Genomic DNA, 15,599 nt, shown 5'->3' with positions numbered 1-15,599 from the left:
TCCGGACAAAATGCGTCAGCCGCCATTCGCCATGACGGCGGCACGGTATCGCTTCACCGCCTCGGTCAAAAGACCGACGGTCTTGCCGCGCCAGGTCTCGTCGAGCAGCAGTTTTTCGTCCTCGGCATTCGAAAGGAACCCAAGTTCGAGAAGGATCGACGGCACGTCGGGGGCCTGCAGCACGCGGAAGCCGGCATGACGGTGCGGATTGTTGATGGTGCCGACCTGATCCTTGAAGGAATTCAGCACGCTCTCGGCCAGTGAGATCGAGAAGGCCTGGGTCTCGCGCCGCGTCAGATCGAGCAGGATATCGGCGACCTCGGGCGGCTCGGCGACGGTCTCCTTGCCGGCGATCTGGTCGGAAAGGTTTTCACGTTCAGCAAGGTCGGCGGCGAGCTTGTCGGATGCCTTGTCGGAGATCGTATAGACGGTGGCGCCGCGGATATCCTTCTGCTTCAGCGTGTCGGCATGCAGCGAAATGAACAGCCCGGCATGGTTCTGGCGGGCGATCAGCACGCGCTGCGAAAGCGACAGGAACTCGTCATCTTCGCGCGTCAGGAAAGCCTTGATGCCCGGCTCCTTGTTCAGCCGGTCGGTCAAGGCCTTGGCGAAGGCGAGCGTCACCTGCTTTTCCTCGGTCTTGGTGTCGACGCCGATCGCGCCGGTATCGATGCCGCCATGGCCGGCGTCGACGGCGATGACGAAATCGCCGGGAGCAGTCTTCTCGGGCGCCGGAATGGCACTGGTCGTCTGGGCCGCCTCGGTCCGGTCGCTCCAGGATTGGGTCCTGACCAGCTCGGTAAAGGCCTGCTTGTCGATCATCTCGGCATCGAGCACGAGACGATGCCCCTTGCCGGCCTCGTCGGCCTGCACCTTGGCGAGCGCCAGCTTCACCGGGCCTGCCGTCGTCAGCACGATGCGGGCGCTTTCCTCGTCCATCTTGCCGTAACGGATATCCTTGAACAGGCCGCGGGCGGCGAGATCCTTGGCCGGAAAACCGAAGGCAGTCGCCGGCAGGTCGATGACGATGCGTTCCGGATTGGCGATATAGTGGACGGAGAAGCGCGGCTCGCGATCGAAATCGATGACGATGCGCGTCCTTGCATCGTCGCCGACGATGCGCGCGCCATAAGCAAGCAGCGGATCGCCGGCTTCGACGGAAGCAGCGACGGCCGGCAGGAGAACAATCGCCAGAAGCGCCGTCAGAACCCGCCTTGCGAATGTCGATCGCCAACCCGCGGATTTCGCCGTGTTCCGAGCCCTCTTAAACAATAAACCGCCACACCCTATCTGTACTGCGATGGAGCCGACACGGCCGCGGCGAACGTCGCCGTGACGAAACACCGGTTGCGGCCTGCCGAATCGCGATCACTTTATCCCCAGCTTCTATGCGTTCTGAAATCCATCAATATTATGGCACATTTGGCTTTTCCCTTGCTATTGTGACACAGAAAACATACAACGAATTTTAGGGTAAAGTGTTGACGGGATAGAGTCGCCGCAAAGGCTGCCAGCCAGATCAGGACCTGGCGCCACACCGGTCATCGTCCGCCGTCTCATGCGCTTCATCCCTAGAACTGGATCCTGATTTTCCGGCTTATTGTCGGAATTCATTGGTGGATCAGCCACCACGCTCTCAGGGAGCAAACTCATCGGACCCGAACGGGTCTTCGTATTTGTCGATCACGCTTGGTTGTTGATGGTTTCGCAGCAGGTTTTATCTGAAGTGTACAGGCCCCGGACCGACATGGTTCCGGCTGCGGTCTGGCTGCTGCCCTCCCCCTCGCATCAGGCGCGACTTTCATTATCCGGCGCGGCTACAGTGGACCGCATTCCTTCTGTTTCAACAGCAGTCGGAAATGCGCTCTCGCGGCCACGCCGAGGAGCACAGCTTACATGGCAGACAAAATGCTTATCGATGCGTCTCACGAGGAAGAGACGCGCGTCGTTGTCGTTCGCGGGAACCGCATAGAAGAATTTGACTTCGAGTCCCAGCACAAGAAGCAGATCCGCGGCAACATCTATCTTGCAAAGGTAACGAGGGTCGAGCCCTCGCTGCAGGCCGCCTTCGTCGATTACGGCGGCAACCGGCACGGCTTCCTGGCCTTCGCCGAAATCCATCCCGACTATTATCAGATACCGCTCGCCGACCGTCAGGCGCTGCTTCGGGCCGAAGCCGAGGAGCATCGCCGCGACGACGATGTCGAGCATGTCGAAACCGCGCCGATGGTCGACCTGTCCAAGCAGGATCAGCCGGATGTCGGTATCGTGCCGGCAGAAGTGCCGGAAACGGCAGATGTAGCGGAAGAGCCGGCAGCCGCTGCGGTAGAGGCAGCCGCATCGCCCGAGGCCGCCGAGGAAGCACCGGCCAAGAAGGCCAGACCGCGCCGCAGCCGCAAGAAGGCAGCCGAGCCGGCGCCTGAGACGACCGCGACCGAGGACGCCGTTCCCACTGATGTCGAAGCCGAAGGCGCTTCCAGCGTCGACAACGAAGATGACGGTTCGACCGGCGGCACGATGGCCGCAATGGTGGAAACAGACGAAATCTCCGAGGACATCGACACCAACAAGCGTCGCCACGACGATGACGACGACGATGACGACCACGGCGAAGAGGAAGTGATCGAATCGGTCGGCGCCGAAGACGCCATGGAAGAGGTGCCGGACCGCGTGCAGCGCAAGCCGCGCAAGCAGTACCGCATCCAGGAAGTCATCAAGCGCCGCCAGATTCTGCTCGTGCAGGTCGCCAAGGAAGAACGCGGCAACAAGGGTGCAGCCCTTACCACCTATCTCTCGCTCGCCGGCCGTTATTCCGTGCTGATGCCGAACACGGCGCGCGGCGGCGGCATTTCCCGCAAGATCACCAACCCTGCCGACCGCAAGCGCCTGAAGGAAATCGCGCGCATGCTCGAAGTGCCGCAGGGCATGGGCGTCATTCTTCGCACCGCCGGCGCCAACCGCACCAAGGTCGAGGTCAAGCGCGACTTCGAATATCTGATGCGCCTGTGGGAAAACGTACGCACGCTGACGCTCGCCTCCACCGCGCCCTGCCTCGTCTATGAGGAAGGCTCGCTGATCAAGCGCTCGATCCGTGATCTCTACAACAAGGATATCGGCGAAATCATCGTTGCCGGCGAAGAAGGCTATCGTGAAGCGAAAGACTTCATGAAGATGCTGATGCCGAGCCATGCCAAGGTGGTTCAGCCCTATCGCGACATCCACCCGATCTTCTCGCGCTCGGGCATCGAAGCCCAGCTCGACCGCATGCTGCAACCGCAGGTGACCCTGCGTTCCGGCGGCTACCTGATCATGAACCAGACGGAAGCGCTGGTTTCGATAGACGTCAACTCCGGCCGCTCGACGCGCGAGCACTCGATCGAGGACACCGCGTTGCAGACCAACCTCGAAGCCGCGGAAGAAATCGCCCGCCAGCTTCGCCTGCGCGACCTTGCCGGCCTGATCGTCATCGACTTCATCGACATGGAAGAGAAGCGCAACAACCGCGCCGTCGAGAAGAAGCTGAAGGAGTGCCTGAAGAACGACCGCGCCCGCATCCAGGTCGGCCGGATCTCGCATTTCGGCCTGCTTGAAATGTCGCGCCAGCGTATCCGTGCATCGGTTCTCGAATCGACCACGCAGGTCTGCTCGCATTGCGGCGGCAGCGGCCATGTGCGTTCGCAGTCCTCGGTCGCGCTGCATGTGCTGCGCGGCATCGAGGAATATCTGCTGAAGAACACCACGCACAACATCACCGTGCGCACGACGCCTGACATCGCGCTCTACCTGCTCAACCACAAGCGCCAGACGATCATCGATTACGAGAACCGCTTCGGCGTTGCGATCATCATTGATGCGGACGGTTCGGTCGGCGCACAGCATTTCGCGATCGATCGCGGCGAGGCTGTCGAAAACCCCGTCAAGATCGAAACGCTCTTCAACTTCGCAGCCATTCCCGAGGATGACGACGACGATATCGTCATCGAGGCGGATGAGGACGAAGACGAGGAACTCGAGGAAAAGCCTGCCGCTGCCGAGCGACCCGTCGCTGCACGTTCGGAAGGCGAAGGTGACGGCAACCGCAAGCGCAAGCGCCGCAGGCGCCGCCGCGGCCGCAACGGCAATGCCGAGCAGCCGGTATCGGCTGCTGGTGAGGCCGGCGAGGAGGATGAGGACGGTGACGACGAGGGCGGCGAAGGCGATGAAAACGCCGAAGGCACGCCTGAGACACAGGCTGAAACCGAAGAATCGCAGCGCCGCAAGCGCCGCCGTCGCGGCAAGCGCGGCGGTCGCCGCAACCGCGCCGAGGATGGTTCCGAACTGACGGCCGGCGAAGCCGGTGAAGACAATGGCGCTGAAGACGGCGAAGGCGACGTTTCGAACGAAGGCGCTCCCGGGGAAGCCGAAACTGTCGAAGCGGTCGCCGAGCAGGCTGGCGAAAGCCAGGCCGCAGCCGCCGCTGTCGAGGCTGTGGCCGTCGTCACCGAGGATGTGAAGCCCGCCCGTGGCCGCGGCCGCCGCAAAGTAGCAGCAGCGCCGGTCGAGGAGCCCGTGGTAGAAGCGGCCCCTGTCGCCGAAGCCGAGCCGGAGCTGGTCGAGGCCTCCGCCGATCTCGAAACGCCCGCCCAGGAAGAGGCAAAGCCGGTTCGCGCCAACCGCGAATCCAACATCACCTCCTCCGAGCCGACGGTGAAATCCACCCGCAGCGAAAATGGCGAAAGCGACGACGGCAAGCCGAAGAAAGCCGGCTGGTGGCAGCGCCGCGGCTTCTTTTGAACGCTGATTTTTGGACGTAAATGATCAATCCGGCCGCGGCGACGCGGCCGGATTTTCGTTTGTGGCGAGCTTCTTTAGCAAAGTTGAACCCTAGGGGCTGGGCGTGTACGTTCACGATAGTGGTACACTCGAGGTGGACATGCCGACGACGATCGATATCGATGATGGCTTGCTCGACGCAGCAATGATCGTCACGGGATTGGCGACAAAAGAGGCCGCCGTCGAACAGGCTTTACGAATCCTCATCGAGAGGCACCGCCGGAAAAATGCGATCGCAGATCTCGCGGGGATAGGCTGGGAAGGCGACCTGGAAGAGAGACGTTGCAACCAGCCGGCCGACAGACGGTGATCGTCGTCCACAGTTCGGATTTGGATCCGTGCATCTGCGCGGGATAAGTGCGGTCAGGTGCGGTCAGATGTCGCCGATGCCCGCCCCTCATCCGCCTGCCGGCACCACCGGGGTCGAGCCACGGGTATCAACCCGTCCTTCGGACCCCCGCTTGCGGGGCGAAGGGGATATGCCGCAACCTCTCCGTTCCCCGCTAACGCCTCGCAGGGCACGTCCCCTCTCCCCGTTCTTCACGGGGAGAGGGTTAGGGTCATATGCGCTAGGTTAGGCGGGCATTTAGATCGTCGCATTGTTTTCGGCGTCGGCGTGACGACTCACAAAAGTTACGCCGACTTCGGGTGAAGACATTACAGACAGCCTGCCACAGCAGTGGTCCGCGGATGGCGTCGTAGACGGTACTCAGGGCCATCTTCATGAGACGCCAGCGCGACGGGCTTGCCTTTGGGATTGGCGTGTCCAGAGGGGGAAGAGTCCGGGACCTGCCCGGCAATCTGTTCAGCGATGATGGCAACGATCAGTCTGGCGCAGATCCATGCCCGCGCCAGTTCCGGTTTCTTGGCCGGCAGATTGTCGAGGCCGGCCAAGCTCTTGAACCGTTTGAACGCCAACTCGATCTGCCAGCGGAAACGATAGAGGGTGAGAATATCGGCTGGCGGAAAGGTGGTGATCGGCAGCGAGGTCAGCAGCAGAATGTATTTCGCCGCCTCCAGACTGCGCGGATCGGGTTGTTTGCCGCGCTTGCTGGCGGCCTTGAGCAGGCGCTGCTGCTCGGCTTCCACCTGTTGCGGATCCTTGCGCCGGACAACGAGGCGCAGAAGCAGTGGCGCCGTCACCCTCACGCCTTCGTGGATACGGACCGTCAGTTCACTTTCCTGCTCCTGCTGAGCGGCGAGCGCGGCAAACAGATCAAAGGGCTCGCCGTTCGTATGCAGCAGCCGCAACGAGTTCCAGCCGGTCCGCACGATGAAGTCTGCACCGGCATCGATCACGGGCCGCAGGTCGCGCGGCCTTGCATAGTAGCGATCGGCCAGCACGATATCACCGGGTGCGTAGGTCAGGCGCTGGAGGTTTTCGGCACCGTGAATGTCGGTCAACTCAAGCTGATCGACCTGAGCCGTTGCCAGGTCGTAGCCGACATGCAGCCGCCATGACGTGCGGTCGGCACCTGGGTGACAGATCGACGTTCCGTCGAGCGCACGCAAGCGATATCCCGCCCAACGCCCCGCCGGCACTTTGGTCTGTTCGGCAATCAGCGCGGCCACGATGTCGCCAAGCCAAGGGGCTGCTTTGCACAGCCGCTCAAGCAGCGACGGGTCGGACAGCCGCGCGATCCCGCTCGCCTCGGCCCATGCACAGGTCTCGCGCAACGACATGCCAAGGCCGCCATAGGCAAGCGCCAGCCGCAACAGCGTCTCGGCGTTCTTGATTTCCCGCACCCGCGTGAAGGCACCGCGCAACCGCGCCGTTGCTTCCAAGTCAAAACCAGCCGGAAGCCGCGCGCTCACTTCCGGCCAATGATCCAAAATCTCAGGACGAATCTTCATCCCAAGCTTGAATCATAAGCAGATTCATCATGTCCAGAGCTAAACCTAGCGCATATGAGGGTTAGGGTGAGGGGCAGCCACTGCGCAGCGCTTCGCTATCGCTTGGATCAACGAGGCGACGAGCACAATAACCCGCCTGCGGTCAGGCCGCCGGCGGATAAAGCAGATCGACGATGTAGCTGGCGTCGAAACGGGAATCGAGCATGCCGTAAGTGGAGCGCCAGCCGCCGGCAAGGCGCGTCTCGATGAAGGCGTCGGCGATGCGCCCAGCGCCCAGCCGATAGAGTTCGGCAGCACCTGCGGCGAGCGCCAGCTGCTCGACGAGCAGGCGCGCGGCGCCCTCATCCTGTTCGCACAGCGCGATTGCGGCGCGCAGCACGTCGATGGTCTTCTTGCCGGCCGGGCCGAGATCACGGGCAAGGCCCGCAAAGACCGTTTCGAACAGATCCTTGCCACGGTTGAGCACGCGCAGCACGTCGAGCGCCATGACGTTGCCGGAACCTTCCCAGATGGCGTTGACGGGCGCTTCGCGGTAATGGCGGGCGATCGGGCGTTCTTCGATATAGCCGTTGCCGCCGATGCATTCCATCGCCTCATAGATCAGCGCCGGCGCGATCTTGCAGCACCAGTATTTGGCGACCGGCGTCATGACGCGGGCATAGGCCGCCTGCTCGGCATTGCCGCGCGCCTTGTCGAAGGCGTCGGCCAGACGGAAGGACAGTGCGGTGGCGGCGGCGACATCGAGCGCCATGTCGGCCAGTACGCGCGTCATGATCGGCTGGTTGACGAGCATCTTGCCGAAGACGCTGCGGCCGCGGGTGTGGTGCACGGCCTCGGCCAGCGAGGCGCGCATCATGCCTGAGGAGGCCAATGCGCAGTCGAGCCGCGTCAGCGTCACCATGTCGAGAATGGTGCGGATGCCGGCATCCGAGCCGCCGAGCAAGAAGCCGAAGGTGTCTGAAAATTCCACTTCGGCAGAGGCGTTGGAGCGATTGCCGACCTTGTCCTTCAGCCGCTGGAACTGCAGGCCGTTGGCGGAGCCATCTTCCAGCAGGCGCGGCACGAGGAAGCAGCCCATGCCCTCCTTCGTCTGCGCCAGCATGATGAAGGCATCGCTCATCGGAGCGGACATGAACCATTTGTGGCCGGAGAGCCGGTAGATGCCTTCGCTGACCTTTTCGGCCGCGCTGCGGTTGGCGCGCACATCCGTTCCGCCCTGCTTTTCCGTCATGCCCATGCCAATCGTCACGGCGGATTTCTGCATGGCCGGCTTGTTCGACGAATCATATTTGCGCGACAGGATCTTCGGTGCCCAGTCCTTCTGTACCGCCGGCGACGCCGAAAGCGCGGCAACGGAAGCGCTGGTCATCGTCAGCGGGCAGAGATGACCGGATTCCAGCTGCGACGTCAGATAGAAGCGGGCGGCGCGAACCTTGTGGGCCTCGTCCTTGGCTTCCGTATCGGCCTGCGGGTCCCAGACGGAAGAATGCAGGCCGACCGACATGGAGCGGCGCATCAGCGCATGCCAGGCGGGATGGAATTCGACGACATCGAGGCGCTCGCCGCGCGGACCATGGGTGCGCAGTTGCGGCGCTCCCTGGTTTGCCATGCGCGCCAGTTCCTGCGCCTCCGGCGAGGTGACGTAGCGGCCCATGTTTTCCAGGTCCTCGCGGATGCCGCGCGGCAGGGCTGCCGTCAGATCGACGATCAGCGGATCTGATCGATAGGCGTTGATGCCGGACCACAGGCTCGGCTGGTTGAGTTCTGCGAGTTTGTCGTCAGTCCGGTTGGCGGAGGTCATAATTCGCTTCTAGTGTAAGAACCCGGCAAAGGGAAACCGGAAGTTATGATTCGGTTCATTCTGCTCTATCGGAATTCTGGCGAAAATGCATGGGGACATAAGCCTTTGCCCACAGCGCATGCTTGCCCCGGCGGGCCGCACTCTTTATAGACCCGGCAGAGACAGCAAGAGGCAGGGTCATGGTCTTTTTCCCCCACCGCCACCTCATCGGCATCAAGGGCCTCACCGAGCAGGATATCACCTATCTGCTCGACAAGGCCGACGAAGCCGTCAAGATCAGCCGCCAGCGAGAGAAGAAAACGTCTACGCTGCGCGGGCTGACGCAGATCAATCTCTTCTTCGAGGCATCGACCCGCACGCAGGCCTCCTTCGAGCTTGCCGGCAAGCGGCTCGGCGCCGACGTCATGAACATGTCGGTCGGCAACTCCTCGGTGAAGAAGGGCGAAACGCTGATCGATACGGCGATGACGCTGAATGCTATGCGCCCGGACGTGCTGGTCATCCGCCATTCGAGCGCGGGAGCGGCCGCCCTTCTTGCCCAAAAGGTCTCCTGCTCGGTCGTCAATGCCGGCGACGGGCAGCACGAACATCCGACCCAGGCGCTGCTCGACGCGCTGACGATCCGCCGCGCCAAGGGCAAGCTGTCGCGCATCATCGTGGCAATCTGCGGCGACGTGCTGCATTCGCGGGTGGCGCGCTCCAATATCCTGCTGCTCAATGCGATGGGGGCGCGCGTGCGCGTCGTCGCACCCGCCACCCTGCTGCCCTCCGGCATTGCCGAGATGGGCGTCGAGGTCTTCCATTCGATGAAGGAAGGATTGAAGGACGCCGACGTGGTGATGATGCTGCGGCTGCAGCGCGAGCGCATGTCGGGCGCCTTCGTGCCGTCGGTGCGCGAATATTATCACTTCTACGGGCTCGACGCCGAAACGCTGAAGGCGGCGAAGGAGGATGCGCTGGTCATGCATCCCGGCCCGATGAACCGCGGCGTCGAGATCGCCTCCGAGGTCGCAGACGGCCCGCAGAGCGTGATTGCCGAACAGGTGGAAATGGGGGTCGCGGTGCGCATGGCCGTCATGGAGACGCTGCTCGTCTCGCAGAACCAGGGTCCCCGAACCGACGGAATGAAGGCATGAGCAACCCGATCGTCCTCAAGAACGTCCGCATCGTCGATCCCTCGCGCAATCTCGACGAGGTGGGCACGATCATCGCCGAAAACGGCGTCATTCTTGCCGCCGGCAGCGCAGCGCAGAACCAGGGCGCGCCGGACGGCGCCGTCGTGCGCGATTGCGCCGGTCTCGTGGCCACTCCCGGCCTCGTCGACGCGCGCGTCCATATCGGCGAACCCGGCGGCGAACACCGCGAGACGATCGCCTCGGCAAGCCGGGCAGCGGCGGCCGGCGGCGTCACCTCGATCATCGTTATGCCGGACACCGACCCCGTCATCGACGACATCGCGCTCGTCGAATTCGTCAAGAAGACGGCCCGCGATACGGCCTCCGTCAACGTCTATCCGGCCGCCGCCATCACCAAGGGTCTTGCCGGCGAGGAGATGACCGAGATCGGCCTGTTGATGCAGGCGGGCGCCGTCGCCTTCACCGATGCCCATTCCAGCGTCCACGACACGCAGGTGCTGCGCCGGATCATGACCTATGCACGTGAATTCGGCGCCGTCATCAGCTGCGAAACACGCGACAAATACCTCGGCGCCAATGGCGTCATGCATGAGGGGCTTTTCGCCAGCTGGCTCGGGCTCTCCGGCATTCCGAGAGAAGCCGAGCTCATCCCGCTCGAACGCGACCTCAGGATCGCAGCGCTGACGCGGGGACGTTATCACGCCGCGATGATTTCCGTGCCGCAATCGGTTGAGGCGATCGAGCTTGCCCGCAGCCGCGGCGCCAAGGTGACCTCGGGCATCTCGATCAACAATCTGGCGCTCAACGAGAACGACATCGGCGAATACCGCACCTTCTTCAAGCTCTATCCGCCGCTGCGCCCGGAGGACGACCGGGTCGCCATGGTCGACGCGCTTGCGCGCGGCGCCATCGACATCATTGTATCCGCGCATGACCCGCAGGACGTCGATACGAAGCGCCTGCCCTTCGGCGAGGCGGCGGACGGCGCGGTCGGCCTTGAAACTATGCTGGCGGCGGCCCTCAGGCTCCACCATGGCGGCAAGGTCAGCCTGATGCGCCTGATCGACGCCATGTCTACACGCCCGGCTGAGATATTCGGCCTGGATGCCGGCACGCTGAAGCCGGGAGCCCCAGCCGACATCACGCTGATCGATCTCGATGAGCCTTGGCTTGTCGCCAAAGACATGCTTCTCTCCCGCTCGAAGAACACGCCGTTCGAGGATGCGCGCTTCAGCGGGCGGGCGGTCGCGACATACGTCTCGGGAAAGCTTGTCCACGCACTTTAGGGACCGGCTGGACTGAGGACAGGCCATCGGAGGGCCGAGGGGGCATATGTTATCCAATCTCATGTCATGGCAGATCACGCTGCCGATCGCGCTTGCCGCCGCCGTCATCGGCTATCTCTTCGGCTCCATTCCTTTCGGCCTCATTCTTACGCGCGCGGCCGGCCTCGGCGATGTGCGCAGCATCGGCTCCGGCAATATCGGCGCCACCAATGTGCTCAGAACCGGAAACCGGAAGCTTGCGGCAGCGACGCTGCTGCTCGATGCGCTGAAGGCATCGGCGGCGGCCTGGGTCGTCGGTTATTTCCTCGGTGAGGAAGCGGCGATCATCGCCGGCTTCTTCGCCTTCATCGGCCATCTCTTCCCGGTCTGGATCGGCTTCAAGGGCGGCAAGGGTGTCGCCACCTATATCGGCACCCTGCTCGGCGTCGCGCCGATCATGGTCGTGCTCTTTGCCGCCGTCTGGCTGGCGGTCGCCTTCACCACCCGCTATTCCTCGCTGTCGGCGCTGGTCGCCATGCTCGTCACTCCCGTCGCGCTGTGGATCCTCGGTAATGAAAAGGTTGCGGCTGTCATGGCGATCATGACGCTGATTTCCTACTGGAAACACAAGGCGAATATTTCGCGCCTGATGAGCGGGACGGAAAGCAAGATCGGGGCGAAGGGATAATGGATGCGCTGAGCGCCGGACCAAAAGGCGTGGTGCTGAGCGAACGGCAGAGAATTGCCTGGCTGCGCCTCATCCGTTCCGACAATATCGGCCCAGCGACCTTTCGCGATCTCATCAATCATTTCGGTTCGGCCGAGGCCGCACTCGCAGCACTGCCGGAGCTTTCGGCGCGCGGCGGGGCGACGCGGGCCATCCGCATCGCCAGCGAGGCCGAGGCCCATCGGGAACTCGAAGCGGCGCATCGCTTCGGCGCCCGCTTCGTCGGTATCGGCGAGCCGGACTATCCGCAGGCTCTGAAGCAGATCGACGGCGCGCCGCCGCTCTTGGCCGTCAGGGGCACGCTTGCCGCCGCCAAACGACCGGCCGTCGGCATCGTCGGTTCACGCAACGCCTCCGTCGCCGGCGCCAAATTCGCGGCGATGGTGGCGCGCGACTGCGGCCGGGCCGGCTATACCGTGGTCTCGGGCCTGGCGCGCGGCATCGATACCTCAGCGCATCGGGCAAGCCTCGAGACAGGCACGATCGCAGCACTCGCCGGCGGCCTCGACCAGCCCTATCCGCCTGAGAATATCGGCCTGCTCCAGGAAATAACCGGCGGCAACGGCCTGGCGGTGAGTGAAATGCCCTTCGGCTGGGAGCCCCGCGCCCGCGATTTTCCGCGCCGGAACCGGCTGATCGCCGGCATCGCGCTCGGCCTGGTGGTCATCGAAGCGGCAACGCGCTCGGGATCGCTGATCACCGCGCGGCTTGCCGGCGAGTTCGGCCGGCTGGTGTTTGCCGTGCCCGGCTCACCGCTCGACCCGCGCTGCCACGGCACCAACGGCCTGCTGAAGGACGGGGCTTCGATCGTCACCACACCCGCCGATGTCATCGAGGCTTTGGCGCCGCTGACGCAATTCGAGCTCTTTCCGTCATCGCTGGCGGAGCAACCGGCAGATGACCGCAAGGCGATGGCGATGCCGCCGGGCGATTCAGACCGGGCCCGCATCATCGATGCGCTCGGGCCGACCCCGGTCGAGGTCGACGACGTCATCCGCCATACCGGCCTGTCGGCATCCGCGGTCTATCTCATCCTCCTGGAGCTCGATATATCGGGCAGGCTGCATCGGCATCAGGGCGGCCTCGTCTCGCTTTCCGATTGAACTCTACGCGATATCCGGGCGCGGCGTCGAAAACCGCGGAACCGTGCCGAAAGTGATGGGAAACCCATCTAAAATTGTATTTTTCTTGAATTCCTGCTTTGGATGCAGCGGATGCAAGAGGTAAAATTGTAGCAAACCCCTTGACCGCAGCGATTTCCCTGTCCATGTCGGAGGGCCGGCATCCATGTTGCGGTGTGTGTTGCGCTGGCTTAAACGCTGGCGTCGTTTCCTTTTTAGAGAATCATCATGAATGTTGTAGTGGTGGAATCGCCTGCCAAGGCCAAGACGATCAACAAGTATCTGGGTTCGGGATACAAGGTGCTCGCCTCCTTCGGCCATGTGCGCGATCTGCCTGCCAAGGACGGCTCGGTCCTCCCCGATCAGGATTTCGAAATGCTTTGGGAGGTGGATGGCGCCTCGGCCAAGCGGATGAAGGACATTGCCGACGCGGTGAAATCCTCCGACGGCCTGTTTCTCGCGACCGACCCGGATCGCGAAGGCGAAGCGATTTCCTGGCACGTTCTCGACATGCTGAACAAGAAGCGGGTGCTGAACGGCAAGCCGGTCAAGCGCGTCGTCTTCAATGCGATCACCAAGAAGGCGGTGCTCGACGCCATGGCCGATCCGCGCGACATCGACGTGCCGCTGGTCGACGCCTATCTGGCGCGCCGCGCCCTCGACTATCTCGTCGGCTTCAATCTTTCTCCGGTCCTTTGGCGCAAATTGCCCGGCGCACGTTCGGCCGGCCGTGTCCAATCGGTCGCGCTTCGCCTGGTCTGCGACCGTGAGTCCGAGATCGAGCGCTTCATTTCGGAAGAATACTGGAACATCTCGGCGCTTCTGAAGACGCCACGTGGCGACGAGTTCGAGGCACGACTGGTTTCGGCCAACGGCAAACGGCTGCAGCCGCGGGCGATCGGCAACGGTGAGGATGCGGGCCGGTTGAAGGCTTTGCTCGACGGTGCAAGCTATGTCGTCGACACGGTCGAGGCCAAACCGGTCAAGCGCAATCCGGGACCGCCCTTTACTACCTCGACGCTGCAGCAGGCCGCCTCCTCCAATCTCGGCTTCTCCGCCTCGCGCACCATGCAGATCGCCCAGAAGCTTTATGAAGGCGTCGATATCGGCGGCGAAACCGTCGGTCTCATCACCTATATGCGAACCGACGGCGTGCAGATGGCGCCGGAGGCGATCGATGCTGCGCGCAGCGCCATCGTCGACCAGTTCGGCGACCGCTATCTGCCTGAGAAGGCACGCTTCTATTCCACCAAAGCCAAGAACGCCCAGGAGGCGCACGAGGCGATCCGTCCGACCGATTTCTACCGCTCGCCCGACCGCGTGCGCAAATTCCTCGATGCCGACCAGATCCGGCTCTACGACCTGATCTGGAAGCGCGGCATCGCCAGCCAGATGGCCTCGGCCGAAATCGAGCGCACCACGGCTGAAATTACCGCCGACAATAAGGGCGAGAAGGCCGGCCTGCGCGCCGTCGGTTCGGTCATCCGTTTCGACGGCTTCATCGCCGCCTATACCGATCAGAAGGAAGACGGCGAGCAGAGCGACGACGGCGACGAGGATGGCCGCCTGCCGGAGATCAACGCGCGCGAGACGCTCGCCAAGCAGAAGATCAATTCGACGCAGCATTTCACCGAACCGCCGCCGCGCTATTCGGAAGCCTCGCTGATCAAGAAAATGGAAGAGCTCGGCATCGGCCGTCCCTCCACCTATGCCGCGACGCTGGCCACACTGCGCGACCGCGACTATGTGACGATCGACAAGCGCAAGCTGATCCCGCAGGCCAAGGGCCGGCTGGTGACGGCTTTCCTCGAAAGCTTCTTCACCAAATATGTCGAATACGACTTCACCGCCGCTCTGGAGGAAAAGCTCGACCGGATTTCGGCCGGCGAGCTGAACTGGAAGCAGGTGCTGCGCGACTTCTGGAAGGATTTCTTCGCCCAGATCGAAGACACCAAGGAACTGCGCGTCACCAATGTGCTGGATTCGCTGAACGAGGCGCTGGCGCCGCTGGTCTTCCCGAAGCGGGAGGACGGCAGCGATCCCCGGATCTGTCAGGTTTGCGGCACCGGCAACCTGTCGCTGAAGCTCGGCAAATACGGCGCCTTCGTTGGCTGCTCGAACTATCCGGAATGCAATTATACCCGCCAGCTTTCCTCCGAAAACGGCGGCGAAGCGGAAGGTGTCGCTCTCAACGAGCCGAAGAACCTCGGCACCGATCCGACGACCGGCGAGGAACTGACGCTGCGTTCCGGCCGCTTCGGCCCCTATATCCAGCGCGGCGATGGCAAGGAGGCCAAGCGCGCTTCGCTGCCGAAGGGCTGGAAGCCCGAGGATATCGACTATGAAAAGGCGATGGCTTTGATTTCGCTGCCGCGCGATATCGGCAAACATCCGGAATCCGGCAAGATGATCTCGTCAGGCATCGGCCGCTACGGGCCGTTCCTTCTGCATGACGGTTCCTATGCCAATCTGGAAACCGTCGAGGACGTGTTCTCGGTCGGCCTCAACCGCGCCGTGACTGTCATTGCCGAAAAGGCGAACAAGGCGCCGGGCCGGGGTGCCCGCGGCACGCCGGCGGCGTTGAAGACGCTCGGCGATCATCCCGACGGCGGCGCCATCACCGTTCGCGACGGCAAGTACGGCCCTTACGTCAACTGGGGCAAGGTCAACGCCACCCTGCCGAAGGGCAAGGATCCGCAGGCGATCACCGTCGAGGAGGCGCTTGCGCTGATCACGGAGAAGGCCGGCAAGGCGCCTGCTGGAAAACCGGCCAAGGCGAAAGCCAAGCCGAAGGCGGCGGCCGCCGAAACGAAGACCACCAAGACGGCGGCCAAGCCGAAGACAACGAAGGCGAAAGCGCCCGCGAAATCGAAAAAGAGCTGA

At 63.1% G+C, this 15,599-nt stretch carries 10 protein-coding genes; 7 read left to right on the top strand and 3 right to left on the bottom strand.

The genetic code is table 11. The features are described from left to right. Positions 1–15 precede the first annotated feature (15 nt). Positions 16–1,272, bottom strand: coding sequence for an N-acetylmuramoyl-L-alanine amidase (locus tag RHEC894_RS08150; protein ID WP_085736900.1), 1,257 nt, complete (start codon positions 1,270–1,272; stop codon positions 16–18). A gap of 624 nt (positions 1,273–1,896) precedes the next feature. Between RHEC894_RS08150 and RHEC894_RS08145 the strand changes: the two genes are divergently transcribed. Both RHEC894_RS08145 and RHEC894_RS08140 read left to right on the top strand, forming a co-directional pair. Beyond that, positions 1,897–4,773, top strand: a complete 2,877-nt coding sequence (locus RHEC894_RS08145; protein WP_085736899.1) for a ribonuclease E/G — start codon at positions 1,897–1,899, stop codon at positions 4,771–4,773. A 139-nt stretch (positions 4,774–4,912) separates the two neighbouring features. Next, complete coding sequence (locus RHEC894_RS08140) at positions 4,913–5,122, top strand: type II toxin-antitoxin system VapB family antitoxin (RefSeq protein WP_085736898.1); 210 nt, start codon at positions 4,913–4,915, stop codon at positions 5,120–5,122. A 347-nt stretch (positions 5,123–5,469) separates the two neighbouring features. Here the strand turns inward: RHEC894_RS08140 and RHEC894_RS08135 are convergent, their stop codons facing one another. Together RHEC894_RS08135 and RHEC894_RS08130 are read right to left on the bottom strand one after the other, a co-directional pair. After that, positions 5,470–6,666, bottom strand: coding sequence for an IS4 family transposase (locus RHEC894_RS08135; protein ID WP_085736616.1), 1,197 nt, complete (start codon positions 6,664–6,666; stop codon positions 5,470–5,472). Positions 6,667–6,808: 142 nt separating this feature from the next. Continuing rightward, positions 6,809–8,467 carry an acyl-CoA dehydrogenase family protein gene (locus RHEC894_RS08130; RefSeq protein ID WP_085736897.1) on the bottom strand — a complete coding sequence of 553 codons (1,659 nt, stop codon included), beginning with the start codon at positions 8,465–8,467 and terminating at the stop codon, positions 6,809–6,811. A gap of 179 nt (positions 8,468–8,646) precedes the next feature. Between RHEC894_RS08130 and RHEC894_RS08125 the strand changes: the two genes are divergently transcribed. From RHEC894_RS08125 to topA, 5 genes are all read left to right on the top strand, one after another. Next, a complete protein-coding gene (locus RHEC894_RS08125; RefSeq protein ID WP_004676639.1) occupies positions 8,647–9,603 on the top strand; it encodes an aspartate carbamoyltransferase catalytic subunit in 957 nt (318 codons plus the stop codon). After that, positions 9,600–10,889 carry a dihydroorotase gene (locus RHEC894_RS08120; RefSeq protein WP_085736896.1) on the top strand — a complete coding sequence of 430 codons (1,290 nt, stop codon included), beginning with the start codon at positions 9,600–9,602 and terminating at the stop codon, positions 10,887–10,889. Before RHEC894_RS08125 ends, RHEC894_RS08120 begins: the two co-directional genes overlap by 4 nt. A 46-nt stretch (positions 10,890–10,935) precedes the next feature. Further along, positions 10,936–11,556, top strand: a complete 621-nt coding sequence (gene plsY, locus RHEC894_RS08115; protein WP_085736895.1) for a glycerol-3-phosphate 1-O-acyltransferase PlsY — start codon at positions 10,936–10,938, stop codon at positions 11,554–11,556. Beyond that, a complete protein-coding gene (gene dprA, locus RHEC894_RS08110) occupies positions 11,556–12,698 on the top strand; it encodes a DNA-processing protein DprA (protein ID WP_085736894.1) in 1,143 nt (380 codons plus the stop codon). The genes plsY and dprA overlap by 1 nt, the downstream gene beginning before the upstream one ends. A gap of 246 nt (positions 12,699–12,944) precedes the next feature. Beyond that, positions 12,945–15,599 (top strand): type I DNA topoisomerase, encoded by a 2,655-nt coding sequence (gene topA, locus RHEC894_RS08105; protein WP_085736893.1) that lies wholly within the window; start codon positions 12,945–12,947, stop codon positions 15,597–15,599.

Origin of the sequence: Rhizobium sp. CIAT894, assembly GCF_000172795.2 — a bacterium.
Classification (GTDB): domain Bacteria; phylum Pseudomonadota; class Alphaproteobacteria; order Rhizobiales; family Rhizobiaceae; genus Rhizobium.
The sequence above is the reverse complement of the archived record's forward strand: the minus strand, read 5'-3'. Positions and strand labels throughout refer to the sequence as shown.